We start from the raw sequence: 24,433 nt of genomic DNA, 5'->3' as shown, positions 1-24,433 counted from the left end.
TGCGGGAGCCGCGTCCGTCCGATCTCAGGTGTGCCCGGCGCACGTCCTGTGTGCGCCGGATGCTCCCTCGGATTCCACGTTTATTCCTCTTGCAATCGCCTTCTAGCCTCGTCCGCAGAGACGACCGAAGGAGTTCGCATGCCTGCTCTCAACCGCCGCACCGTGCTGCAGCTCGGCGGCCTGGCCGCCGCTGCTGCGCTGTTCGCCGACCTGTCCCGTCCGCCGCACGCCGTCGCAGCGACACGGCCCCTCGCGGTCGGTGTGCCCGAGATCGAGGCGCTTCGCCTGCGCTGGGTGGAGACCCTGACTGGACGGGCGATCGTGGCCGCCTCGCCCGGCGTCTTCGCCGATGCGATCGCACGTCAGGACAAAGCCGCCGATGCGCTGCTCGACAAGGTGAGCCCCACGGCGACGCGCTACTTCTCCGACCAGGACTGGGCGATCGGGGCGAGCGACATCGCCCGATCCAACTCCATGCGGATGAACTACGTGGGCATCCAGGCCTTGGCGGTGTCCTGGGCGACCCCGGGATCCAAGCACGAGGGGTCGACAGCGGTGCTCGACGTGATCATCCGCGGTCTGGCGCACATGAATGAGCGGATCTTCAACACGGGGACGGCATGGTGGGGGAACTGGTGGTCCTGGAACATCGGAGCGCCGCAGCCGCTCGCCAGCACGATGGCGATCGTTCACGATCACCTGTCCGCGGACGAGGTGGACGCCTATTGCGCCGCGATCGACCACTTCCTCCCGAACCGCGACCCGCGGATGCAACTGCATCCCAGCGGGGTCCAGCTCTCGGACGCGGCCAATCGAGTGGACATCTGCCAGAGCATCATCGTGCGTTCGATCGTGCAGCCCGACGCCGACCTGCTGAAGGCCGCGGTGGCCGCGCTGAGCGACAGCTGGCAGTACGTCACGGAGGGCAACGGGTTCTTCCGCGATGGGTCGTTCGTGCAGCACTCCACGATCGGCTACACGGGCACGTACGGGCTGGTGCTGCTCGGCGGGCTCGCGAAGCTGTTCGCCCTGGTCTCCGGATCCTCGTTCGACATCACGGATCCGAGCCGCGTCAACATCACCAGCGCGGTCGACGATTCGTTCGCACCCGTGATGTTCCGTGGCCAGATGATGGACGCGGTGCGCGGGCGGGCCGTCTCCCGCTTCGCGGAGCGGAGCATCGACGACGGCGACGGCCTCATCGAGTACGCCCTGCGTCTCGCGCAGTCCGCCGACGCCGAAACCGCTGCTCGATGGCGGGGCCTCTGCCGGCAGTGGATCGAAAGCAACTCCGCGGCGGAGATCAGGGCATCGACGAACATCGTCCGGCTGTCGCTGGTCACGGAGCTCCTGGCGTCCGATACGCCCTCGGTGCCGGATCCCCGCGGGCCGAAGCTGTTCCCCGCCATGGATCGTCTGGTGCACCGCTCGGCGGACGGAGAGTGGGCGCTGTGCGTGGCCATGTGCTCGAACCGCATCGCCTGGAATGAGGGCACGCCCGACGAGAACTTCCTCGGAGCCAAGACGAGCCAGGGGATGACCTATCTGTACCTCGCCGGCCAGGAGAACGCGTTCGATGACGAGTTCTGGGCCACGTCCGATCTCGACGCGCCTCCCGGTACCACGGTCGATCTGACCCCGCTGCCGAAGAACCCCGAGGGGGAGTGGGGAGCGCGTACTCCGCAGAACGAATGGACCGGTGGCGCCACGTTCGAGGACATGGCGCTCGCGGCGATGCACCTGGTCGCGCCAGGAGGCACCGGCCTCCAGGCGCGCAAGGCGTGGTTCACCCTGCCCGACGCCGTGGTCGCCCTCGGCACCGGCATCTCGACGCGCAGCACGAGCGAGGTGCGCACGGTCGTCGAGCACCGCAACCTGGGCGCGACCGGAAGGCGCCTCATCGTGGATGGCCACGACATCTCCGACGAGAAAACGCTTCCGGGTGCTCATTGGGCGCACCTCGAGGATGTCGGCGGTTACGTCTTCCTCGATGGATCCGCACCGCTCACCGCGAGCATCGGCGCCAGGCAGGGTTCGTGGCAGCGCAACAACACGAACAAGGCGGCAGGCACGGGCGTCCTGCAGCAGCGTGCCTACGCCACGCTGACCCTCTCGCACGGTGTCGGGGCGAATGCCGCCGGCGGCTACGCGTATCTCCTGCGTCCGGGCGCCGACGCCGCCACGACCGCCGCGCTCGCGCAGAAGCCCCCGGTGCAGATCCTGCGAAACGACGAGACGGCCCAGGCGATCCAGCCCGCACCGCACGTCGTCGCCGCCGCGTTCTGGAAGGCCGGAAGCGTGGGGGAGGTGAGCGTGGACCGAGCCGCCTGCGTGATCCTGCGCAAGACGCCCGGCATGACGCGGATCTCGGTGAGCGAGCCCACCCAGAAGGAGGCGACGGTCGTGATCGATCTGGCGAACACGACGGCCAGCAGAGCCAACGGCCCCGACGCCGACCGCGTCTCGGTCGTGCGACGCGCGGACGGTGTCCGCGTCACGGTCGACGTGTCGGCTGCCGCCGGCCGGACGGTGGAGTTCGTCCTGCAGCGCTGACGAGATCGTCACCGGAGGCACTGATCACTTCGGCGGGCACCGCGCCAGCCGGACAAGACCCGCCCACAGGGAGGCATCATCTCACAACGCCCCAACATCCTCGTCGTCATGGCCGACCAGTTCCGCGCCGCCGTGCTCGGCGTCACGGGATCCGACCCGGTACGGACGCCGCATCTCGACCGGCTCGCGGCCGAGGGGGTCGTGGTGCGTCAGGCGGTGAGCTCGTACCCGGTGTGCAGTCCGCACCGCGCCATGTTCCTCACCGGTATGAGGCCGCACGTGAACGGCGTCACGCTGAACGTCAACTCCGAGACCGCGCAGGACGGCGTGGGCCTGCGGGATGGTCTGCCGACCTGGGCGAGCGTGCTGCGCGCACAGGGCTGGCGCACCGGCTACATCGGCAAATGGCATCTGGAGCCCCCGGTCGCCGCAGACGAGCGCTACGGCGAGGGGCGCCGGGACGACGGCAAGGTGTGGGACGCCTGGTCGCCGCCGACCCGTCGCTTCGGGTTCGACTACTGGTACTCCTACGGCGCCGCCGACCGACATCTCGCACCGCACTACTGGACGACCCACGCCGAGCGGGATGAGCGCATCGATGTCGACCAGTGGTCGGCCGCGCACGAGACCGACGTCGCGATCGCGTTCCTCCGGGAGGGCGGTGACGGCCCGTTCGCGCTCATGGTGTCGCTGAACCCGCCCCATCAGCCGTTCGACCAGGTGCCCGACCGCTATCGCGCCGCGTATGCGGAGCTTGACGAGCGCACCCTGCTGAACCGTCCCAACGTCGCCCACGGCACCCCGATGGCCACCGAGGCCGCGGCCATCGCCCGCGACTACTTCGCGGCGATCACCGGGGTCGATGAGCAGGTCGGTCGCCTCGCCGCCGCGGTCGCCGCCCTCGATGACCCCCGCCCGACCGTCATCCTGTTCACGTCCGATCACGGGATGCAGCTCGGCAGCCACGGGCTGCTCTACAAGAACGTCGCCTACGAGGAGTCGATGCGCGTGCCGCTCATCGTGCACTCGCCCGCGCTCGTCCCGCCCGGGTCGTGCGACGCCGTGATCGACTCGCTCGACGTCGCGCCGACGATCCTCGGCCTCGCCGGCATCGCGGCGACGGATCCGCGGATGGTCGGCCGCGACCGCGCCCCGGTGCTGCGAGGGCAGGCCGAGGCCGACGCTGACGACGCGACGGTGTACGCACGCCACGCATCCCGCTCGGACCCGAGCAGCGCACGCGGCCTGCGCACGACGACGGGCAAGCTCGTCGCGGTGTGGCATCCCGATCAGGGCCTGGACGTGCAGTTCTTCGACCTCGTCGCCGACCCGTTCGAACTCGACAGCGCTCCGCAGGCTCCGGCGGCGCACCGGCTCGCGACCGCGCTCGCCGCAGCCCTGGCCGAGGCCGACGACGCCTGGGAAGGCGCTGCGGCACTCGCGGACGCCTACCCGGCCGTCACCGGTTGAGAGCTCGGGCGCCGTCCCAGTCCGGCGCGTCGAAGGCGCCCAGCGGGTCGCCGTCGAGGGGGCGGAGCTGGCCCGAGCCCATCACCGGCAGGGCGACCCCGTCGGCGTCCTCGGTGCTGTGCGCGGCGAACCACTCCCAGAGCAGCCGTCGCAGCACCACCACATCGTCGGCGTGTGCCGGATCCTCGGCGAGATTGACGCGCTCCTGCGGATCCTGCACGAGGTCGTAGAGCTCATGGGGGCCGTAGGGCGCCCGGTGCACGTACTTGCGCTCCCGTGTGCGGATCATCCGTGCCGGGCCGTATTCGCTGTGCACGACCACCGGACGGTCCGGATCCGCGGTCGTGCCGTCGCGCAGCAGGTCCGCGAAGCTTCGTCCAGGGCCCTCTTCGAAGACCGCCGGATCCCGGTCGATCAGATCGAGCAGGGTGGCGGGCAGGTCGTAGGCACTGAGCAGCTGGTCGTGGACCGTTCCGCTGGGAAGCAGCCCCGGCGCGGAGATGATGAACGGCACCATCACCGACTCGTCGTACATGTTCATCGGGAACGTGCCGTTGCCTTTGCCCCAGAAGCCGTGCTGGCCGCAGCTGAACCCGTTGTCGCTGAGGAACACCACGATCGTCTCCTCCTCGATGCCGTGCGCGCGGAGCCGATCGAGGACGCGACCGATGGCGGCATCCATGGCGGTGACCGAGGCGAAGTAGCCGATCAGCGCCTCGCGGGTATCGGCCTCGCCTCCGATCGGGGCGCCGTCCTTGGTCTGCAGCCACGGGTGCGGCGCCTCCTGAGGGCAGGTGTCGAAGGCGCAGTCGCGATACAGGGCGGTGAACTCCTCCGGATGCTCCCCCGCGAACGGGCGATGCGGCGCGGTGAAGTTGATCGCGAGGAAGAACGGCGCGTCCTGACCCTGCTCGGCGTCGATGAAGGCCGCCGCATCGTCGGCGATGACGTCGGTGAGGTAGTCCGTGACGTGCTCGGCCGTTCCATCCCGGTACATCACCGCGTCGTGATAGGGGCTGCCGCCGCCCTCCAGCGCGTACCAGTGCACGAAGCCGCGCCGCGGCACGTCGCTCGCGCCGAGATGCCATTTCCCGGAGAGGCCCAGGCGGTATCCGGCATCGGCGAGCGCGTCCGTCAGCGTGGGCAGGTCCCGCAGGTAGTCGCGGCTGTCCGGGCCGACATGGGCGCCGCCGAGGTAGTCGTGAACGCCGTGCGTCGACGGGATCTGCCCGGTCAGCAGACTCGCGCGCGCGGGTGAGCACACCGGCGACGCGCAGAAGAAGCGCTCCAGGCGCACGCCCCGGCGGGCGAGGCCGTCGAGCACCGGGGTGCGGATCTCAGCGTTCCCGGCGGTGCCGAGCGCCCAGGGGCCCTGATCGTCGCTGACGATCAGGATGAGGTTGCGGCGCGGTCCGGTCATGCGAGGACCTCCACGGCGGCGAACGAGACCGCGGTACCGGTCTCTGCCGAGCGGTAGGCGGCGAGGACCAGCTCGACGACGTGGCGCGCATGGGCGAGGGGGACGGTGGGCGCCGCACCGCCGATGACCGCGGCGAAGTCCGCCAGTTGCGCCGTGAAGGCGTCCTGGATGTCGTCGGGACCGCTCTCGTGGACGGTGCGGGTGCGCCCGTCGATGTGCACCGTCGTGCCGCGACGCGGATCCACCTCGATCACGCCCCTCTCGCACACGATCGTCATGCTGTCGCTCCGCGTGGCCGGGTCGCTGATGACCGAGATCGTCACGCCCACGCCGTTGTCGAGGAGCAGCTGCATGCTGCCGTCCGTCTCGACAGGAGATCCGAACCGGCTCGCCGTGTCGGCGAGCATCTCCACCGCGCGCCCCCCGCCCAGCCAGAGCGACCGATCCAGGCAGTGACCGCCGATGTTGATGAGCGCGCCGCCACCGGCGATCTCGGGGGAGAAGAACCAGGCCGACCGGGTTCCGGGGCGGTAGTCGGTGCTGCGGTTGTCGCGAATCATGCGGACCCGGCCCAGCTCGCCCGAGGCGATCACGCGGGCGGCTGCCCGCTTCTCCGGAAGGAAGTGCTGGATGTGTCCCACGGTCAGGGCGACCCCCGACGCGCGGCACGCCGCGATCAGCCGGTCGCAGTCGGCGACGCTCGTGGCCATCGGCTTCTCCACGAGCACGTGCACGCTCGCCGCTGCCGCGTCTTCGGCGATCGGCAGGTGCAGGGAGTGGGGGGTGTTCACGATCACCGCATCGACGAGGCCGGCCTGCAGCATCCGTCGATGATCGGTGAACACGGCGACTCCCGTGCCGACGGTCGCTCGCCGTGCCGCCTGCTCGTCGATGTCGCAGACCGCGGTCAGCTCGATCCCCTCGAGCACGGAGGCGGCCGTGATGTGGAACGAGGCGACTGCTCCCGCCCCGATCAATCCGATGCGCACGTGTTCTCCTCAGTGTTCTTCGTCTCGGTCGCCCGCGCCGCAGGATCGGCGGATCACGATGCGCGGTCGAAGTCTGATCTGGTGCAGTGGGCACTCGTCGCCCTCGACGAGGCGGCGCAGCATGACGTCGGCGGCCATCCGTCCGATGCGGTACTTCGGTGGCGCGACCGCGGTCAGCGGCACCTCGGCGAGATCGGCGAACTCGTCGTCGTACGAGACCAGCGCGACGTCGTCGGGCACGCGGACTCCGCCGCGGCGCGCGGCGCCTTCGAGCATGGCCGCTTCGCGATCGCCGAACACGAGTGCCGCCGTCGCGTCGAAGGCGCGCAGCGCGCGGAACGCCGACTCGGCGGAATCGGCCTCCCACTCGCTCTTGGCCTGTGAGAACTCCAGATCCGCGATGAGCCCGAGGTCGGCGACCGCGCTGCGATAGCCCTGCACGACCCCGAACTCGGTGACCGTGCGCGAGCGCGTGAGCAGCGCGATGCGCGTATGCCCGAGGCGGGCGAGGTGCACGACCGCGTCGTACGCGCCGCCGGCGTGGTCCGAGCACACGTGCTCCGTGGTGTCGGCGGGGCCGATGCCGTGCAGGCTGCGCTCCACGAGGACCACGGGCACGGGCAGCGCCGTGAGCTCCCGGGAGCGCGCGAGCGGGTCCTCGATCCCGGTGAGCGTCGGCGCCAGCAGGAGGCCGTCGACGCCGGCGTCGAGCAGCGACGCGATGGCGTCGTCCTCGCGCTCGGGCTGATACCGGTACGTGGCGAGCTGCAGCGAGGCGCCTGCCGCGGAGAGCGATTCGTCGATGCCCTGCAGCACCCGTGGGTAGTAGTGCTGGGTATCGGGCAGCAGGACGCCGATGCGCCGTCGCGCACGCTCCTCGCGCGGTCGGGCGTGCGCGACGAAGCTGCCCGCGCCCTGGCGGCGCACGACGATGCGCTCGGCGACCAGCTCGTCGAACGCGCGTCGCACGGTGGTCAGCGACAGCCCGGTCTCCTTGGAGAGCTCCTGCTCGGTCGGGAGCTTCTGCCCCGCGGTCCAGGTCCCGGCCAGGATCCCGCGGCGCAGCTGGTCGGCGAGGATCTCGAACTTCAATCCGCGCGACTCCGCGTCGCGCACGGGTGTCCCGCGCTTTCCGGCCATCACGATCCCTCCGTCGTACTTCCTCTGATTCTGTTCCGCACATAGTGAGGAATAAAGACGTATTCGACGATTCATTGTGTGTGGAGGAGGGTGCCTGATCGCTGCCCCCCGACAATCGCGGCGCAATGACGAGACGAATTCCCGATTACTCCTTGAATGCTTCTTCCGGGTCGAGCGAGAGTCGTGCGACACAGGCGACGATGCCTCTCAGACGGAAGGAAGTCCGATGGCGAAGATCCGAACGCTCTCTGCCCTCGCCCTCATCAGCGCGGTCGCACTCGCCGCCACCGGATGCGCATCCGGTGCGGGCGGCGGGTCCGGCTCGGGGGGCACGCTCACCTACTGGTCGATGTGGAAGGAGGGGGAGGCGCAGCAGAAGGTCCTCGCCTCCGCGATCGCCGACTTCACCAAGGAGACCGGCATCAAGGTCACCGTGCAGTGGCAGGGTCGCGACAGCGTGAAGAAGGTCGTCCCGACGCTCAACACCAACAACGTCCCCGACCTCATCGACAGTTCGTTCGCCAAACTGGCCCCGGTCCTCGCGACGAGCGGGCAGGCCAAGGAGCTGACCGCCGCGTACGGCGCAGACGTCGACGGCAAGAAGGTCTCCGACCTCGTCCCGAAGGCGTACCTCGCCGATGCCGACATCACGCGCGAGGGCGACACGGCGCCGTGGATGCTGCCCTACACGCTCACCAGCGACGCGATCTGGTTCAACGCCGCCACGCACCCAGAGCTCGCGTCCGCGCCGCCGAAGGACTGGAACGCGTTCGTCGCCGAACTCGACACGCTCAAGGCCGCGAACGAGGTGCCGCTCGCGATCGACGGCGACGTCTCCGGCTACAACGCCTACTGGTACACGTCGGCGCTCGTGCACATCGCCGGTCCCGGAGCGATGAAGAAGATCGCCGAGGACAAGACCGGCAAGGCATGGCAAGGCGCCGACGCCGTCGAGGCCGCCACGATGGTGCAGCAGCTCGTCGACGGCGGCTACTTCATCTCCGGCTACAACGCGAGCAAGTGGCCCGCACAGCAGCAGGCCTGGGCGGACAACAAGGCCGCGTTGCTCTACAACGGCACCTGGATCCCGACCGAGACGGCGTCGTACGCGACGAGCGGCTTCCAGTACTCGTCGTTCCCGTTCCCGACGGTCGACGGCGGCAAGCAGGTCTCGCGGGCCGACTTCATCGGGTTCGCGGTGCCGGCCAAGGCCAAGAACGCCGAGAACGCGCAGAAGTTCGCCTCGTTCTTCCTGAGCAAGAAGTACCAGGACGCGCTCGGCACGGACGCGAAGATCCTGCCCATCCGCGCGGATGCCGCCATCAGTCCCGAGGTCGACTCCGTGAAGAAGGCCCTCGACGCGGCCGACGGCTTCTATGTGCAGAACGACGGCATCACCCTCCCGGGCTACGCCGAGAAGCTGCTCTACCCGACCATCGACCAGCTCGTGCAGGGCAAGCTCTCCGCGACCGAGTTCATCGCCGCCATGACCTCGGGCCAGGCCGACTACTGGAAGCAGAACTCATGACCCAGACGGCAGCGATGCCCGGGGTCGCCGCCGGGGGGGGCGCGCGCCGCGCGACCCGCGCCGGCGGCAACGCCATCGACAACGCCCGCAAGAAGCTCTTCATCCCCTTCGTGGGTCCGGCGCTGCTGTTCTACTCGGTGCTGTTCGTCGGCCCCTCCGTCTACGCGATCTGGATCAGCTTCCACAAGTGGGCCGGAGCCGGTCCGATGGAGTTCGTCGGTCTCGGCAACTACGTCAAGCTCTTCGGCGACAAGCTGTTCCTGCAGTCCTTCGGCAACACCCTGCTGCTGCTGTTCGTGGTCGGCCTGGCGATCTTCGTGGTCTCGTTCGGTCTCACCCTGGTGCTGCGGGACATGGCGGGGCGCAAGATCGCCCGCTCCGTGATCTTCTTCCCGCACCTCGTGAACGCCATGATCTTCGGCGTGCTCGCCGGCTTCGTGCTCAACCCCGGCGGTCTCGTGAACACGCTGCTGGGCTGGGCCGGCGTGACGGATCCGCCGGCCTGGCTCGCGACGGAGAACCTGTTCCCGCTGATCATGGTGATGCTCACCTGGATCACCACCGGCTATTACACGACGATCCTGATGGCGGGTGTCGACCGGATCCCGCCCTACTACTACGAGGACTGCGCCCTCGCCGGCGCGAACGCGTTCCAGCGGCTGCGCTACGTGATCCTCCCGCTGACCTGGGACGTGTTCGGCACCTGCGCCGTGCTGTGGACGATCTCCTCGGTGAAGATCTTCGAGATCATCTGGATCTTCGGAGGTTCGACCGGTCAGGGCATCCCGCCCACACGCACCTGGAGCACGGCCGTCTACACCTACGTGACGGCGTTCTCCGGAGAGTCCATCCCCGCATACGGCATGGCCAGTGCCAGCGCGATCCTGTCGCTCGCCCTGGTGTCGGTGCTCGTCGTCCTGCTGCGCCGCGTGATGAGGCGCGACGCGATCGAGATCTAGGAGTCCTGATGACCACTGCCGAGATGCTCCGGGAGGACACCAGCACCCGCGCGGTCGTGACCGGTCGGTCCGACCGGCCGCGCCGCCGCCGGGGCGCCGCCATCGGCCGCGAGCGCAGCGTGCTGCGCGGGATCGGGCTGGTGCTGCTGTGGGCCTTCGTCGCGCTGAACATCGCCTGGATGATCTGGATGGTGATCCAGGCGTTCCGTGACACGCGCTCGATCCTGAGCGATCCGTGGGGGCTGCCCACCTCGCTCGATCCGGTGAACTTCGTGACCGCCTGGACCGCGGGCGATTTCGCCACCGCGACGCTCAACAGCGTGAGCACGACGCTGGTCTCCTCGTTCGTGACGGTCGCGATCGCGGCGCCCGCCGCCTACTACCTGGGCCGGGTGGAGAACCGGTTCACGAACGCGCTCACGATGTACTTCGTGCTCGGGCTGGGGATCCCGGTCCAGGTGATCCTGATCCCGCTGTTCGTGATGCTCAACGAGGTGTACCTCACCGACAGCCTGGTCGGCCTCAACATCGTCTACGTCGGCGTCTCGATGCCGTTCACGGTGTTCCTGCTCATCGCGTTCTTCCGTTCGCTGCCCCAGGAGCTCGAGGAGGCCGCGGCGCTGGACGGCGCCTCCGCGTTCGGGACGTTCTGGCGGATCACGCTGCCGCTCGCGAAGGGCGGCATCCTGACCGCGTTCGTGCTGCAGGTCATCTCGCACTGGAACGAGACGCTGCTCGCGCTGACATTGCTGCAGTCGACGGACAAGTACACCCTGCCGGTGGCGCTGATCTCGTTCATCCAGCAGCAGACGTACTCGGGCGCCGACTGGGGAGGACTGTTCGCCGGACTGTGCATCGTGGTGCTGCCGATGCTCGCCATCTATCTGTGGCTCGGGCGTCGCCTGACCGAAGGGCTCACGCTCGGCATGGGCAAGTAGCCTCGCGACGATTCCGGCGGTACGGGCGGAATCGATCCGTCACGGCGGATGCGGGGTCCGTTTTGATAATGATTCTCATTTAACGTAGTGTCGAGGTCATGACGAAGCCCCTCGCCGCCCTCGCCCTCGCCGCCGCCTCGATCCTCGCTCTGGCGGGATGCTCCGCGACCACAGGAAGCGGTGCGGACAGCGGGGGGAAGATCGACGTCGTCGCGACGACCAACGTCTACGGCAGCATCGCCACGGAGATCGGCGGCGACCGGGTGCAGGTCACGAGCATCATCGACTCGCTCTCGAAGGATCCGCATGAGTACGAGGCGACCGCACGCGACCGCCTGGCCGTGCGCGGCGCAACGCTGGTCATCGAGAACGGCGGCGGCTATGACCCCTTCATGAAGGACCTGCTCGACGGATCGAAGGCGACGGTGGTCACGGCCGCCGACGCGCACCCCGGTCACGACGAGGAGGGGTTCAACGAGCATGTGTGGTTCGATCCCACGACCATGATCACCGTGGTCGGTCAGGTCGAGGCCGCGCTGACGAAGGCCGACCCCGCCGGCAAGGAGCAGTTCGCGAAGGGGGCCGCAGCCCTCACCGCGGATCTCACCCGGGCGGAGGGCGAGCTCGCCGCGATCAAGGCGAAGGCCCCCGGGGCCGGAGTCTTCATCACCGAGCCCGTGCCCGGCTACCTCGCCGCCGCGGCGGGCCTGGTCGACAAGGCTCCCGAGGGCTTCGCGAGCGCCGTCGAGGAGGGCCACGACGTCGCCCCGGCGACGCTGCTCGCGGCCGTGAACGTCGTCAAGAGCGGCGAGGTCAAGGCCGTGCTCGCCAACAGCCAGGCCGGTGGATCCGAGACGCAGCGCATCGAGCAGGAGGCGAAGGCGGCGGGGATCCCGGTGGTGACCTTCACGGAGATCCTTCCGAAGGGCACCGCGTACGCTGAATGGATGCATGCAGCGATCGCCTCCCTCGCCGCTGCCGTCGGAGCATGACCGCGCCCGCGGACGCCTCGGCGGCCGCCGCGCCGGTGCTGCAGATCCGCGGCGCCGCGCTGCACCGCCCGCAGGGCCGCGGCGACCGTGAGCTGTGGTCGGGGCTCGACCTCGATGTGCGGCCCGGCGAGTTCATCGCGGTGCTGGGCCCGTCGGGATCCGGCAAGACCACGCTGCTGCGCAGCATCCTCGGGCTGCAGGATCTGAGCGCGGGGGAGATTCGGGTCGCCGGGGTCCCCGCCACCCGCGGCAACCCCCGGATCGGCTACATCCCCCAGCAGCGCCCCTACCCGCCCGACACCGCGATGCGGGCCCGCGACGTGATCGCGCTCGGGCTGCAGGGCCGCCGGTTCGGACTGCCGGTGCCGCGCCGGGGCGACCGCGAGCGCGTGGACGAGATGCTCGCGGAGGTCGGCGCCGCGCACTACGGCGACCGCCGGGTCGGCGCGCTCTCCGGCGGCGAGCAGCAGCGGCTGCGCGTCGGCCAGGCGCTCATGGACCGCCCGGCGCTGCTGCTCTGCGACGAGCCGCTGTCGAACCTCGATCTCGCCAACCAGCAGGGCGTCACCGAGATCATCGACCGCCAGCGGCGTGCGCACGGCGCGGCCGTGCTGTTCGTCACCCACGACATCAACCCGATCCTGGGCCGCGTCGACCGCATCCTCTACATCGCCGGCGGCCGGTTCATGCTCGGCACGCCCGACGAGGTGCTGCAGACCCGCGTGCTCACCGACCTCTACGGGGCGCCGGTGTTCGTGCTGCGCGCCGGCGACCGCCTCATCGTCGTCGGCGTGCCCGATGTCGAGCCGCACCACGACCACGACCACGAGGGCGCCGCATGAGCGCCGTGCTCGGCCTGCTGACCGCCGCGGGTCCCGTTCCCGCCGTGAACTGGGGCGACATCTTCTCGTTCGCCGACTACGGCGAGCTCGTCGCGCTGCTGGCGAACTCGATCATCGCCGGCGCCGTGCTCGGCATCGTCGGGGGCCTCGTGGGCGTGTTCGTGATGCAGCGCGACCTCGCCTTCGCCGTGCACGGCGTGAGCGAGCTGTCGTTCGCCGGGGCCGCGGCCGCCCTGCTGTTCGGGGGCAGCGTCGTGGCCGGCTCGATCGGCGGTGCGCTCGTGGCGGCGATCCTGATCGGGCTGCTCGGCGCGCGCGCCAGGGAGCGCAACTCGATCGTCGGGGTGCTCATGCCGTTCGGCCTCGGCCTCGGGATCCTGTTCCTGTCGCTCTACGACGGGCGCAGTGCGAACCGGTTCAGCCTGCTCACCGGGCAGATCGTGTCCGTCTCCTCGCCCGATCTGGGCTGGCTGATCGGGATCAGCGCGGCGGTCCTCGTGGTGCTCGTGCTCGTCTGGAACCCGCTGCGGTTCGACTCGCTCGACCCGGTGTCGGCCGAGGCGCGCGGCGTGCCCACCCGCACCATCGGCCTCGTGTTCATGGTGCTGCTCGGGCTGATCGTCGCGGTGGCGGTGCACATCATCGGCGCGCTGCTCGTGATGGCGCTGCTGGTCACCCCCGCAGCCGCCGCGATGCGCGTCACGGCGGGGCCGCTGCGGGTGCCGCTGCTCGCCGCGCTGTTCGGCTTCGTCTCGGCGGTCGGCGGCATCCTGCTCGCCCTGGCCGGCACGCTGCCGGTGAGCCCCTACATCACGACGATCTCGTTCGGGATCTACGTGGTGTGCTGGCTGGTGCAGCGCGCGCGCGACCGGGTGCGGCGGGCCGGCTGAGGCGGGGAGGGCCGCCGGTCGCCGAGCTCGCCGAGCGCGGAGAGCCCGACCCGCCGCCCTCCGTCAGGCGACGGGATCGCCGTACTGCGCCGCGACGTCCTGGGAGCTCAGCCAGCGCGAGTACGTCGGATCCTGCGGCCAGCCCTCCGGCACGTCCTGCCACTCCTCCTGCCGGCCGTAGGGGAGCACGTCGGAGACGGCGAACGCGACGCTGAAGCGCTCGGCGCCACGACCGTCGGTGTGCCAGGTGCGGTAGACGTCGTCACCGTCGCGGAGGAACACGTTGAAGCCGAACCCCTCTCCGGGGCCGGCGTCCATGTCGGCGCCGAAGGAGGACTCGGACGAGGAGTACCAGGTCAGCCGGTTCCCGACGCGCTTCTTGTACGCGAGGACCTCGTCCATCGGGCCGTTCGTCACGATCACGAGGCGTGCGTCCTGCGCCTCGATGTGCCCGGTGCGGGTCCATTGCGAGGTGAGGCCGGTGCACCCTCCGCACTGCCAGGACGCACCGTCGGTCCACATGTGGTGATAGGTGACGAGCTGGCTCTTCCCGTCGAACACGTCGGCGAGGCTCACCCGACTGCCGTCCTCGGCGATCAGCGTGTAGGCGGGGAGCTTCACGGCCGGCAGGCGGCGGCGCGCGGCGGCGATCGCATCCTGTTCGCGGGTCGCGGCCTTCTCCCGTATTCGGAGTTTCGCGAGCTCCTCGCGCCAGGTCTGCTCGTCGACGACAGGGGGCAGAGCGGTCATGACATCCTCCGATGGTCTGCGGCGTGCTCTCGGGCGCCGATGTTCACGGCGTCCACATCTGCTATGTTCACACCGTACACATCAGGTGGCGACACCTCAAGGGGGCAGGAGCTATCCGATGGCCTATCACCACGGCGATCTCGCCACCGCCCTCGTCGAGGCGGCGGTCGCCCTGGGCCGCGAGGGCGGACCCGCCGCGATCACGATCCGCGAGGTCACCCGGCGCACAGGCGTGTCGCCGAACGCCGCTTACCGGCACTTCGCCGACCGGGCCGCGCTCGTGGGCGCCGCGGCCGCCGCGATCCAGGAGGGTCTCGCCGCCGCGATGACCGATTCCCCCGGGTTCTCGCCCGCCGAACGCCTGCACCGGATCGGCACGGCCTACATCGCGTTCGCGCTCGACGAGCCGGGATGGTTCGCCGTGGTGTTCTTCGGCATCCGCCCGCCCGACTCCGCGACGATGGCGCAGTCCCCGGCGTTCCGGGCGCTGACCGCGGCACTCGACGACCTGGTCGACGCGGGGGCGCTGCCGCCGGCCGGTCGCGACGACGCCGCCTGGGCGTGCTGGGCGACGGTGCACGGCTTCGCCGAGCTGTGCCTGCGCGGACCGCTCGTCGGGGTGGACCGTGTGGAGCAGCGCCGTCGCGGGGAAGCGGCCGTCCGGGCAGTGATCGCCGGGATACAGGCGGCCGCCCGCTGAGGCCGGTCCCCTCCTGCCCGGCATCGGATCCCTGACCGTCGCGGTCCCCGGAGCGGATCACCGCATCACGCACGGGGAGGATCCCGACAGGGATCTCTCGTCATCCCTTCAGGGTCCGCCCCCTGTCGGCACCGGGGACCGCGGGTTAGGATCGTCAGGACTCGCGCGGATCACGGCCCCCGCACCCAGGGCGCTGGACGACGCGATTCCCCCTCCGCATCGATCCTCCCGGCATCCCCCCTGCCCGGAGGGGGAGGGATGGACAGAAAGGCGCTGCCGTGGCCGAGGCAACCGAGAACCGTGCATCCGAGGAGCAGGCGCCGCAGGGCGACTTCTTCGATCAGCTCCTGGAGACCCCGTCGAGCCAGCACGCCTTCACGATCGGCTTCCGCGGCTATGACAAGGCCGAGGTCGACGCCCACCTCACCGCCCTGACGGAAGAGCTGCGCCGCGCGACCGACTCGAGCGCCAAGACCGACGCCCACCTCCGCGGCGAGCTGGACAAGGCGTCCGAGAAGCACCGCCGCGAGCTCGAGAAGGCCACGGCGGCGCACGAGGAGCGCTCGGCGAAGCTCGAGGCCGACCTGGCCGCCGCGAACGCGAAGATCGCCGAGTCGGCGCAGCAGATCCAGTCGCTGAGCACGGCGCTCGCGGGATCCCAGGAGGACATCGACGAGGCGACCTCGCGCTCGCAGTTCGAGACCGTGCTGCGCGTGGCCGAGGAGCAGGCCAGCGTCCTCATCCAGAACGCCGCGGTGCAGGCCGAGCGCCTGCTCGAGGCGGCCCGCGACGAGGCCGCGGCCAAGCGCGCCGAGCTCGATGCCGACGTCGCGCGCATCACCGCGCAGGCCGAACGCGACGCCGACCAGGTGCGCCTGAAGATGGAGACCGAGTTCACCGCGCACACCGCGCAGGTCGAGCGCGAGGCCGCGCACGCCGCCGAGAAGGTGAACCACGCCGAGCAGGAGGCGCACTCCATCCGCACCGAGGCCGAGAAGGGCGCCGCGGCGCTGCGCGCCATGGTCACCCGCGAGACCACCGATCTGCGGGTCGCCGCCGAGCGCGAGGTGCGCGAGATGAACGCGCGCGTGCTCGAGATGGAGGAGTCCCTCACCCGCCGTCAGGACGACGCGCAGCAGGAGTTCCTGGTGCTGCACAACCAGGCCGTCGCCCATGCGGAGCGCATCACCGTCGACGCGAACGAGCAGGTCGCCGCCTCGCTCGCGCACGCCGAGCGGATCTCGGGCAAGGCCGACGACTACGAGCGGCTGATGCGGTCGCAGGCGAACGCGATCGAGGCCGAGGCGCAGGTGCGCGCCCGCGAGACGCTCGACCGCGCCCGCACCAAGTCGCAGAAGATCGTCGACATGGTCACCGCGCACACGGCGAACGTCGTGCGCGACGCCGAAGACCGCGCCCGCCAGCTGCGCTGGCAGCAGCAGCAGCTCACCAGCTTCATGGCCGAGGTGCGCGAGCTCATCCGCCCCGACGGCGCGCTCGGCAGCGAGGGATCCGGATCCGCGGCCGCGGCTTCCGAGGACGCCGCCGCGGACGAGGCTACGGCGGCTCCCGCGGAGGGCACCGACGCCTGACCACTCCGGTCCGGCCCCGTTTCGTCTCGGTCGCCTTCGGCGTCCAGCCCCCGGAACGGCTGCTCCCAGCCGGGGGCCAGAACACCGCTCTAGACTCGACGCATGGCTCAGCGGAACACGTGGCAACGCGAGCGCGTGCGCGAGGAGCTCTCGGACGCGCGCGGATTCGTGAGCGCGCAGACCCTGCACGCCACTCTGCGCGAGGCGAACACCGGCATCGGACTGGCCACGGTCTACCGGGCGCTCGCCGGTCTCGCCGCCTCGGGCGACGCCGATTCGCTGCAGAGCCCCGAGGGTGAGGCGCTCTACCGGGCGTGCAGCAGCGAGGGCCACCACCATCATCTGATCTGCCGGTCCTGCGGACTCACCGTCGAGATCGAGGCCACCGACGTCGAGCAGTGGGCGCAGCGCACCGCCGCCCTGCACGGCTTCCGTGATGCCGAGCACGTCGTCGACATCTTCGGACTGTGCGCGAGCTGCGCCAACGCCGCCCAGGAGTGATCCCCGCGTGACCCTGACGACCCCCGGCCGCCGCGCGACCGCCGCACGAGACGGGGCGGCGACCCCGCACGCCCTGCGCGCCGAACCGCCGCGGCTGACCGGGCGCACCGCTCTCATCGGCGCCGCGATCGGCGCGGTCGTGATCGGTGCCCTCATCGCGATCGACGCCCTCGCGCCGCACCTGTTCTCCGCACGGCTGCCGAACCGGCTGCAGGACGGACTGACGCTGTCGCTCAGCGTGCTCTTCGAGGCGCTGCCGTTCGTGATCCTGGGCGTGCTGCTGTCGATCGTCGTGCAGGTGTGGCTGCCCGCGGAGGTGATCGAGCGGGTGCTGCCGAAGCGCGGCTGGGCGCGGCGGGCGGTGCTGTCGCTGCTGGGCATGCTCATCCCGGTGTGCGAGTGCGGCAACGTGCCGTTCGCTCGCGGGCTGATGATGCGGGGTCTCGGGCCGGCCGAGGCGCTGACCTTCCTCATCGCCGCGCCGATCGTCAACCCGATCGTCATCCTCACCACCCATGCGGCGTTCGGCTTCGACGGCGGCATCCTCGTGGCCCGCCTCGTCGGCGGTTACCTCGTCGCGAACCTCATCGGCTGGATCTACAGCCGGCATCCGGATCCCGATGCGCTGCTCACCGAGCGGTTCCGCGACACCTGCGAGGTCGTCGTGCACGAGCAGGGATCCGGGATCCGTCGCAGCCTCGCGCAGTTCCTCATCGAGCTGCGGGCCGTGATGCCCGCACTGATCATCGGATCGGCCCTCGCCGGCGCCGTGCAGGTGCTGGTGCCGCGCGACGTGCTGCTCGCGATCGGATCCAACCCGCTGCTCTCGGTCGTCGCGATGATCGCGCTCGCCATCTCGGTGGCGATCTGCTCGAACGTCGACTCGTTCTTCGCGCTGTCCTTCGCCTCCACGTTCTCGCCCGGCGCGATCGTCGCGTTCCTGCTGGTAGGACCGCTGGTCGACATCAAGATGATGGCGCTGCTGCGCACGACGTTCACCGCGCGCACCCTCGCCGGGATCGTCGGCATCGTGATCCTGTTCGGCTTCGCACTGGGGATCGGGGTGAACGTCTTTGCCTGACACGACGACCGCCACCCGCCGGCAGACGCATGCGCCCCGCGCCGTCGACGCGCACGACCACGCCGCAGAGGCCGCAGGGTCGCGCGCGCGGGCGCTGGGCACCCGCTGGCTGGGCGCCGGACTCGCCGCGGCGCTGGCCGTGGCCACGCTCGCCCTCGCGGCGACCGGCCGCCTCACCCTCTACATCAGCCCGGAGACCGTGTGGTTCGCCGTCGCCGCGGCGATCGTCACGCTCGTCGGAGCGGTCTGGTCGTGCGCGCTGCCCCTCGGCGCCGAGCAGGAGCACGGGCACGACCACGGCAGCCACGACCACGGCGGTCACGACCACGGTCACGCTCAGGATCATGCGCGACCGTCGGCACGCCGGGTCGTCGGCGCGGTCGCGGGTGCGACGGGAGGCGTGATCGCGACGGGCGTCGTCGCCGGCGCCCTGCTGCTGCCGCCCGCGTCGCTCTCGGTCGACATGGCGATGCAGCGCGCCCCGATGGGCAATGTGCTGTTCGCGGGCGCCGACGATGTGGCGCTCGGCGCCAACACCGACACCAGCACCTTCGGCATCGGCGGATGGGCGAGCGTGTTCGCGACCGGATCCCGGCCCGAGAAGTACGACGGCTCGTCGGTCACGCTCACCGGATTCCTCACGCCCAGCGGATCCGCGAAGGATCAGGCGCATCTGACGCGCATGGTCATCTCGCACTGCGTGCTCGACGCGCAGCCCGCCTCGGTGCCGGTGCAGATCACCGGCTGGCAGGGCCAGTACGCTGTGGGCGACTGGGTGCAGGTCAAGGGGACCGTCCGCGCGAGCGCCGACGGGAAGCTCTCGATCGTGCCGGCCAGCGTGTCGAAGATCCCGGAGCCGAAGGACCCCTATGAGCACTGACGACGCGGATCGTCCCCTCACCCGCGCCGAGCTGCGTGCCCGCCGCGAGGCCGAGGAGGCGGCCTCGGTCGCCCCTGCCTCCGCGGACTCGGATCCCGCGTCGGGCGAGGACGCCGAAGGCGACCGAGGCGAGACGTCGTCCTCTGCGGGCATGCCGCGTCCCGACGCGCCGTCGGCTCTCCCGACGACTTCGGAAGCGCCCGAGGCGCCCGCTTCGCTGGAACCGGTGCCGGCGGCTTCGGTCACCCCTGACGACACGCCGGTCATCGATCCCCGCGACATGCCCGCCTCGCCGGCGCCGCTGCCGGAACCCGCCCCTGCCGTGCCGCCCGTCCCCGTGCCGCCCGCTCCGGTCGACGTCTCCGCCGGCCCCGATCTCGGCCGCTCGGATGACGATGCCGCGGACGGCCCCGGATCGGATCCGCGTTTCGAGCCGCCGGCGTGGGAGCCCCATCCCACCCCCGAGCCGGTCAGGTCGCGCCGCCGATTCCCACTGATCCTCGGCGCCGTGATCGGCGTCCTCGTGCTCGTCGTCGCCGGATTCGGCGTGATCACCCTGCTGCAGGGCCCGCGGGTCAGCAGCGTGAAGGTCGACGCGCAGGCCGCGATCGACGCCTCCGGGACCCGGATGATCATCACCGCCAGCCAGCCGCTCGCGAAGGTCGCGGCATCGCAGGTGTCGGTCAGCCCGGCCACTCCGTTCACCGTCGACACCTCGGGGCGCAACGTCGGCGTGCGCTTCACGGTGCCGCTCGACGACGACACGAACTACACGGTGACGGTGAAGGACGCGACCGGCACGGACAAGCAGCGCCGCGGCACGCTGCAGGCCACCTTCCAGACGCCGAAGTCGACGATCTTCCTGCTGCAGCGCAACCCCGACGGCGACGACACGATCTTCCACACCGATCTCGGCGGCAAGAACGCCGTCCCGATCGTGCAGCACGAGAAGATCGACGACTTCCGTGCCACCGCCGACCACCTCGTGGTCGCCACCGAGAAGGACGGCATCTCGGCCCTGCTCGTGATGGACCGCCAGGGCAAGAACGAGCGGGAGCTGAAGCTCCCGGGACCCGGGTTCCTCTCCTCCCTGCAGGTGTCGGAGCGCGGCAACCTCGTCGGCTACACCTTCACCGACAAGGGCGTGAGCGCGACCAGCGGGCGGGCGAGCGTCCTCGTCACGCAGTCGCTCACCGGCGACGGCGAGCCGCGGATCGTGTCCCTCGCCGACAAGCAGCCGAGCGTGGGGCAGTGGGCGTTCGTGCCCGACTCCTCCTCGGCGCTGTTCATCGACTTCACCGGCGCCCTGTACGTCGAGGACCGCGCGGACGCCAAGGCCGCCCCGACCGCCCTCGGCGCCGCTCAGACGATCGAGGGCATCACCCGCGGCACCTACACCGCGATCGTCAGCCGCGGCGCCGATCTCATCGAGCTGAACCTGGCCGACGGATCCGAGAAGCCGCTCGCCGCCTCGACGCCCGACTTCGGCGTGCCAGGCACGATCGCTCCGTTCCCCGGAGGGACGCTGCGCCAGGTCGCCACCCGCGACGAGAGCGGCCTGCCGACCGGGCAGATCGTGACCCGTGTCGCCGACGACGGCAAGGCGACCAAGCTGTTCAGCGTGACCGGATCCGACGCGATCATGCAGGCCTGCCCGTCGCCGAGCGGCCAGTACAGCGCGATCGTGGTGGCTCCGAAGCTCGTGAACAACCCCTACGACCAGTCGCTGCTGCCGCTGCCGACCACGATGCAGACGCACATCGTCGACACGAGGACCGGCAAGGAGCTCGTGGTGCTCGCCGGCTTCGACCCGTCGTGGTGCGCCCAGGCGCCGCACCGGTGATGAGCGGCGCCGGTCAGCCGCCGGCCGGCGACGGCCTGCGCCGGGCTCGTCGGGACGACCTGATCGCGCTGCCGCTCGAGGTCGCGCCGCGGCTGCTGGGCGCACGGCTGCGCACGGTCGTCGGCGGCGCGGAGGTGATTCTGCGGATCACCGAGGTCGAGGCGTACCACGGCCAGGGCGTGGGCGACCGGCACGATCCGGGCTCGCATGCGCGCATGGGCCGCACCGCCCGCAACGCCACGATGTGGGGAGAGCCCGGGCGCCTGTACGTGTACCTCAGCCACGGCATCCACTCGTGCGTGAACGTGGTCTGCGGCCCGGAGGGCGTCGCGGGCGGAATCCTGCTGCGCGCCGGCGAGGTCGAATCCGGCGTGGCCGTGGCGGCGATGCGCCGATCTGCCGGAACACAACGCAGGAGAAACCCGGATCCGGATCCCGGATCCGACGTCCTCACCGCGGATTCTCCTGCGTCATGGTCTGGATCGGCGCGAGACCTCGCCCGCGGACCGGGACGGTTCGGCCAGGCCTCCGGCCTGCGGCACCCGCAGCACGACGGCATCGATGCCGTCACGGGCGCCGAGCGGGCCGGCGCGCGCGCCGAGCTGTGGCTGGGCCGGCCACTCGCCGAGGTCGCGTCCGGGCCCCGGGTGGGGGTCGCGGGCGTCGCCGGTACCGACGCGTTCCCGTGGCGGTTCTGGATCCCGGGGGATCCAACGGTCTCGCCGTTCCGGTGGGGGAGGGGCGCGGCGGAGGCTCATCGCGCCGCCGAGGAGCTGCGGTCGACGACACGCCCGGGCTCGGATCCGTGCTAGAGTAGCTCTTTGTCTGCGCACACTCCTGTGCGCAGTTCGTATGCCTCCCTCCCCGCGGCCGGTCGATCGGCGAGGGGAGAGGCGTGCAGACAAGGGATCTTGGGTGGGGCCGTCCGGCCTCACGGTAGAGAAGGAGTCATCATGGCAGCAGTGTGCCAGGTGACCGGAGCAGTTCCCGGTTTCGGTCACAACATCTCGCACTCGCACCGTCGGACGAAGCGCCGCTTCGACCCGAACGTGCAGAAGAAGACCTATTTCGTTCCGTCGCTCGGTCGCAAGATCACGCTGAACGTGTCCGCCAAGGGCATCAAGGTGATCGACGCCCGGGGCATCGAGAAGGTTGTCGCGGACCTCCAGGCGAAGGGTGTGAAGCTCTAATGGCCAAGAAGGCACAGGACATCCGTCCGATCATCAAGCTGCGTTCGACCGCGGGCACGGGGTACACCTACGTGACCAAGAAGAACCGTCGCAACACCCCCGACCGCCTCGTGCTGAAGAAGTACGACCCGGTGGTTCGCAAGCACGTCGAATTCCGAGAGGAGCGTTGATCCATGGCTAAGAAGAGCAAGATCGCGCGCAACGAGCAGCGCAAGGTCGTCGTCGAGCGTTACGCCGAGCGTCGTGCCGAGCTGAAGAAGACCCTGGTCGACCCGAACGCGACCGACGAGGCCCGCGAGGCCGCCCGCGTCGGCCTGCAGAAGCTGCCGCGCAACGCGTCGCCCGCGCGCGTGCGTTCGCGCGACGCCATCGACGGCCGCCCCCGCGGTGTCCTCACGAAGTTCGGCATCTCGCGTGTCCGCTTCCGTGACATGGCGCACCGTGGCGAGCTGCCCGGCGTGACCAAGTCGAGCTGGTAAGTCTTACCGGCCCCTGAGTTCATGGGGGGACGCAAGGGGCGGGGATCTTCGGATCCCCGCCCCTTCTGCGTGCCCGGAGGCGTTGTCATTCCGCGGACGCCGCCGCGGACTGGGGGATCTGATGCGCGGTCGCCCACTCCAGGGTCTCGTCCGCGATCTGCTCCCAGCCGTCCTGGCTCACCAGCCGGTGGGTGCGGCCCGGGTACTCCCGGTAATCGACGACCGCGGGGCTGCCGCCGGAGCGGTACTTCTTCACGATGGCCCGGCCGATGGCCGGCGGCACGACGTGGTCGATCTCGCCGGTGATGACCAGCAGCGGGGCGCGGTCGATGCGGCTGTAGTCCACATGGGTGACACCGCCCTTCTCGTCGAGCACGGACGAGACGCCCTCGAAGAAGACGCGGTTGTACGAGTTGACCGCGTACTCCTGCCACAGCCGGTCGGATTCCGCGCGGGGCAGGTCGTTGCCGAACGTGAAGTGGAAGTGGCTCTTCGACAGGGGCTTCGCTCCGTTGCGCCCGAACGGGTTGGCGAGGATCGGGAAGCCCGTCCGCAGTGTCGACAGGGGCAGCGTGGTGATGCCGGCGGTCTGTCCCGGCGCGACGCCGACATAGGCGGCGCCGAGGCCGCGGTCGGCGAGCATCTGGGTGATGACGCCGCCGAACGAGTGCCCGATGATGATCGGCTTCCCGGGGAGGGTGCGGATGATGCCCTCGTAGTGGTCGACGATCTGCTTCAGTCCCACGCCCTTGAGGGCTTCGGGGTTCTCGCGGATGTCCTCCACGTCGCGGTCGTCGATGCCGGGCCAGCCGGGGACGATGACCTCGTGGCCGGCGTCACGGAAGCGCTGCGCCCAGGTGTCCCAGCTCTTGGGCGTCATCCACAGGCCGTGGATGAGGACGATCGGGGTCTTGGTCGAGGCGGTCATGTCGTGCTCCTTGGGTGAGGTGGTGCTCTGGTGTTCTGCCGGATCCGCGTCCGCGGTGCTGTCGTTCATAGTAGACCGAACGTTCTATCTACACCAGAGTATTCCCGTGTGGCACGATGAGAGGGGGAAGGGGCATCCATGACGACGACCACAGCGGCGGTCCGATCCGGATCGGCGCGGCAGAGGCTGCTCGACGCGGCGACCGACCTCTTCTACGGCGAGGGCATCCACTCCGTCGGCGTGGACCGGATCATCGAGGAGGCGGGTGTCACGCGCGCCACGATGTACAAGCAGTTCGCGGGCAAGGAGGGGCTGGTCCTCGCCTACCTCCAGGGGGAGGACGAGGGGCTGCGCGGCCTGTTCGCGCAGGCGACGCAGGCCTCGGATGACCCCGATGTGCTGCTCGACCTCGTCGTCGACGGCATCGCGCTCGACATCCGCGACCGTCACACGCGCGGCTGCCCGTTCATCAACGCCGCCGCGGAATATCCCGACCAGGGCCCGGTGCGCGACCTGATCGCCGCGCACCGCGAGTGGTTCCGGGAGACGCTGCGCCAGTTGGCGGAGGATGCCCGGCTCCGCGATCCCGACGCCGTCGCGGCCTCTCTCGTGCTGCTGCGCGACGCCGCGCTCGTCGGCGGGTACCTGGACGGGCAGGACCGGGTCGCCCCGGCCTTCTCCCGCACCGCCCGGGATCTCATCGCCGCGCACCGCGCCTGACCTCCGGCAGCGACGGACGGGCCTCTCGCCGTCCGCCCCGCATGCCGG

The 24,433-nt window shown here is 70.4% G+C and carries 24 protein-coding genes; 19 read left to right on the top strand and 5 right to left on the bottom strand.

Going from position 1 to position 24,433, the window contains the following annotated elements; translation table 11 throughout:
- The first annotated feature begins 138 nt into the window (after positions 1 to 138).
- A complete protein-coding gene (locus WFJ01_RS02100) occupies positions 139 to 2,553 on the top strand; it encodes a polysaccharide lyase 8 family protein (protein ID WP_292882679.1) in 2,415 nt (804 codons plus the stop codon).
- Positions 2,554 to 2,628: 75 nt separating this feature from the next.
- Positions 2,629 to 4,023 (top strand): sulfatase family protein, encoded by a 1,395-nt coding sequence (locus WFJ01_RS02095; protein ID WP_336628194.1) that lies wholly within the window; start codon positions 2,629 to 2,631, stop codon positions 4,021 to 4,023.
- On the opposite strand, the gene WFJ01_RS02090 is transcribed toward WFJ01_RS02095, so the two are convergent.
- The 3 genes from WFJ01_RS02090 to WFJ01_RS02080 are packed head-to-tail and all read right to left on the bottom strand — an operon-like array spanning position 4,013 to position 7,572.
- Positions 4,013 to 5,443 (bottom strand): sulfatase-like hydrolase/transferase, encoded by a 1,431-nt coding sequence (locus WFJ01_RS02090; protein ID WP_336628064.1) that lies wholly within the window; start codon positions 5,441 to 5,443, stop codon positions 4,013 to 4,015. The genes WFJ01_RS02095 and WFJ01_RS02090 overlap by 11 nt on opposite strands.
- On the bottom strand, positions 5,440 to 6,432 hold the full coding sequence (locus tag WFJ01_RS02085) for a Gfo/Idh/MocA family protein (protein ID WP_336628063.1): 993 nt from the start codon (positions 6,430 to 6,432) through the stop codon (positions 5,440 to 5,442). Before WFJ01_RS02085 ends, WFJ01_RS02090 begins: the two co-directional genes overlap by 4 nt.
- 9 nt (positions 6,433 to 6,441) lie before the next feature.
- On the bottom strand, positions 6,442 to 7,572 hold the full coding sequence (locus WFJ01_RS02080) for a GntR family transcriptional regulator (protein WP_336628062.1): 1,131 nt from the start codon (positions 7,570 to 7,572) through the stop codon (positions 6,442 to 6,444).
- 226 nt (positions 7,573 to 7,798) lie between these two features.
- On the opposite strand from WFJ01_RS02080, the gene WFJ01_RS02075 reads away from it, so the two are divergent.
- The 6 genes from WFJ01_RS02075 to WFJ01_RS02050 all read left to right on the top strand — a co-directional run bounded on the left by WFJ01_RS02075 (position 7,799) and on the right by WFJ01_RS02050 (position 13,721).
- On the top strand, positions 7,799 to 9,100 hold the full coding sequence (locus WFJ01_RS02075) for an ABC transporter substrate-binding protein (protein ID WP_336628061.1): 1,302 nt from the start codon (positions 7,799 to 7,801) through the stop codon (positions 9,098 to 9,100).
- A complete protein-coding gene (locus tag WFJ01_RS02070; RefSeq protein ID WP_336628060.1) occupies positions 9,097 to 10,059 on the top strand; it encodes a carbohydrate ABC transporter permease in 963 nt (320 codons plus the stop codon). Before WFJ01_RS02075 ends, WFJ01_RS02070 begins: the two co-directional genes overlap by 4 nt.
- 8 nt (positions 10,060 to 10,067) lie before the next feature.
- Entirely contained in the window at positions 10,068 to 10,997 is a 930-nt protein-coding gene (locus WFJ01_RS02065) for a carbohydrate ABC transporter permease (RefSeq protein WP_295034503.1), read from the top strand.
- A 98-nt stretch (positions 10,998 to 11,095) separates the two neighbouring features.
- A complete protein-coding gene (locus WFJ01_RS02060) occupies positions 11,096 to 11,989 on the top strand; it encodes a metal ABC transporter solute-binding protein, Zn/Mn family (RefSeq protein WP_336628059.1) in 894 nt (297 codons plus the stop codon).
- Positions 11,986 to 12,831: a metal ABC transporter ATP-binding protein gene (locus WFJ01_RS02055; RefSeq protein ID WP_292882700.1), complete on the top strand. Its 846-nt coding sequence runs from the start codon at positions 11,986 to 11,988 to the stop codon at positions 12,829 to 12,831. The genes WFJ01_RS02060 and WFJ01_RS02055 overlap by 4 nt, the downstream gene beginning before the upstream one ends.
- Positions 12,832 to 12,875: 44 nt before the next feature.
- A complete protein-coding gene (locus WFJ01_RS02050; RefSeq protein ID WP_442928031.1) occupies positions 12,876 to 13,721 on the top strand; it encodes a metal ABC transporter permease in 846 nt (281 codons plus the stop codon).
- 63 nt (positions 13,722 to 13,784) lie between these two features.
- Here WFJ01_RS02050 and WFJ01_RS02045 read toward each other — a convergent pair whose 3' ends face one another.
- Positions 13,785 to 14,471: a DUF899 family protein gene (locus WFJ01_RS02045; protein ID WP_336628057.1), complete on the bottom strand. Its 687-nt coding sequence runs from the start codon at positions 14,469 to 14,471 to the stop codon at positions 13,785 to 13,787.
- A 118-nt stretch (positions 14,472 to 14,589) separates the two neighbouring features.
- Here WFJ01_RS02045 and WFJ01_RS02040 point away from each other — a divergent pair, with 118 nt between their 5' ends.
- The 10 genes from WFJ01_RS02040 to rpsN all read left to right on the top strand — a co-directional run bounded on the left by WFJ01_RS02040 (position 14,590) and on the right by rpsN (position 22,737).
- Positions 14,590 to 15,171, top strand: a complete 582-nt coding sequence (locus tag WFJ01_RS02040) for a TetR/AcrR family transcriptional regulator (protein WP_336628056.1) — start codon at positions 14,590 to 14,592, stop codon at positions 15,169 to 15,171.
- 278 nt (positions 15,172 to 15,449) lie between these two features.
- Positions 15,450 to 16,763 carry a DivIVA domain-containing protein gene (locus tag WFJ01_RS02035; RefSeq protein ID WP_336628055.1) on the top strand — a complete coding sequence of 438 codons (1,314 nt, stop codon included), beginning with the start codon at positions 15,450 to 15,452 and terminating at the stop codon, positions 16,761 to 16,763.
- 102 nt (positions 16,764 to 16,865) lie between these two features.
- Positions 16,866 to 17,264, top strand: coding sequence for a Fur family transcriptional regulator (locus WFJ01_RS02030; protein ID WP_251443451.1), 399 nt, complete (start codon positions 16,866 to 16,868; stop codon positions 17,262 to 17,264).
- 73 nt (positions 17,265 to 17,337) lie between these two features.
- On the top strand, positions 17,338 to 18,345 hold the full coding sequence (locus tag WFJ01_RS02025; RefSeq protein WP_442928030.1) for a permease: 1,008 nt from the start codon (positions 17,338 to 17,340) through the stop codon (positions 18,343 to 18,345).
- Positions 18,338 to 19,225, top strand: a complete 888-nt coding sequence (locus WFJ01_RS02020) for a TIGR03943 family putative permease subunit (RefSeq protein ID WP_308220687.1) — start codon at positions 18,338 to 18,340, stop codon at positions 19,223 to 19,225. Before WFJ01_RS02025 ends, WFJ01_RS02020 begins: the two co-directional genes overlap by 8 nt.
- Positions 19,215 to 21,068: a hypothetical protein gene (locus WFJ01_RS02015; protein WP_336628054.1), complete on the top strand. Its 1,854-nt coding sequence runs from the start codon at positions 19,215 to 19,217 to the stop codon at positions 21,066 to 21,068. Before WFJ01_RS02020 ends, WFJ01_RS02015 begins: the two co-directional genes overlap by 11 nt.
- Entirely contained in the window at positions 21,068 to 21,880 is an 813-nt protein-coding gene (locus WFJ01_RS02010) for a DNA-3-methyladenine glycosylase (RefSeq protein ID WP_336628053.1), read from the top strand. The genes WFJ01_RS02015 and WFJ01_RS02010 overlap by 1 nt, the downstream gene beginning before the upstream one ends.
- Positions 21,881 to 22,021: 141 nt before the next feature.
- Positions 22,022 to 22,258, top strand: coding sequence for a 50S ribosomal protein L28 (gene rpmB / locus WFJ01_RS02005; RefSeq protein ID WP_045271470.1), 237 nt, complete (start codon positions 22,022 to 22,024; stop codon positions 22,256 to 22,258).
- Positions 22,258 to 22,428, top strand: coding sequence for a 50S ribosomal protein L33 (gene rpmG / locus WFJ01_RS02000; protein WP_045250846.1), 171 nt, complete (start codon positions 22,258 to 22,260; stop codon positions 22,426 to 22,428). The genes rpmB and rpmG overlap by 1 nt, the downstream gene beginning before the upstream one ends.
- Positions 22,429 to 22,431: 3 nt before the next feature.
- Positions 22,432 to 22,737, top strand: coding sequence for a 30S ribosomal protein S14 (gene rpsN, locus WFJ01_RS01995; RefSeq protein WP_045250847.1), 306 nt, complete (start codon positions 22,432 to 22,434; stop codon positions 22,735 to 22,737).
- A gap of 85 nt (positions 22,738 to 22,822) precedes the next feature.
- Here rpsN and WFJ01_RS01990 read toward each other — a convergent pair whose 3' ends face one another.
- Positions 22,823 to 23,734, bottom strand: a complete 912-nt coding sequence (locus WFJ01_RS01990; protein ID WP_336628052.1) for an alpha/beta hydrolase — start codon at positions 23,732 to 23,734, stop codon at positions 22,823 to 22,825.
- 69 nt (positions 23,735 to 23,803) lie between these two features.
- Here WFJ01_RS01990 and WFJ01_RS01985 point away from each other — a divergent pair, with 69 nt between their 5' ends.
- On the top strand, positions 23,804 to 24,385 hold the full coding sequence (locus tag WFJ01_RS01985) for a TetR/AcrR family transcriptional regulator (protein WP_336628051.1): 582 nt from the start codon (positions 23,804 to 23,806) through the stop codon (positions 24,383 to 24,385).
- The last annotated feature ends 48 nt before the right edge of the window (positions 24,386 to 24,433 follow it).

It is taken from the genome of Microbacterium sp. MMO-35 (assembly GCF_037147555.1).
Lineage (GTDB): Bacteria > Actinomycetota > Actinomycetes > Actinomycetales > Microbacteriaceae > Microbacterium.
This window is presented reverse-complemented; position numbering and strand designations above follow the sequence as displayed.